Genomic DNA, 319 nt, shown 5'->3' on the forward strand with positions numbered 1-319 from the left:
ATGGCGGTGTAGCTCAGCTGGCTAGAGCGTACGGTTCATACCCGTGAGGTCGGGGGTTCGATCCCCTCCGCCGCTACCATATATTTAAATAATGAGAATGCCTTTTGTAAAAGATGCATTTTTGATTTTCACATGGTGAATAAGAGGACCTTTAGCTCAGTTGGTTAGAGCAGACGGCTCATAACCGTCCGGTCGCAGGTTCGAGTCCTGCAAGGTCCACCACTTGAATTCTTATTTAATTCGGAGGAATACCCAAGTCCGGCTGAAGGGATCGGTCTTGAAAACCGACAGGCGGGTCAAACCGCGCAGGGGTTCGAAT

At 49.8% G+C, this 319-nt stretch carries 2 tRNA genes; both read left to right on the forward strand.

The features are described from left to right. The first annotated feature begins 2 nt into the window (after positions 1-2). Positions 3-79: transfer RNA gene (locus L2D08_RS23690), tRNA-Met, on the forward strand. Between the two features lie 66 nt (positions 80-145). After that, positions 146-222: transfer RNA gene (locus L2D08_RS23695), tRNA-Ile, on the forward strand. The last annotated feature ends 97 nt before the right edge of the window (positions 223-319 follow it).

This window comes from Domibacillus sp. PGB-M46, assembly GCF_022668875.1.
Taxonomy (GTDB): domain Bacteria; phylum Bacillota; class Bacilli; order Bacillales; family Domibacillaceae; genus Domibacillus.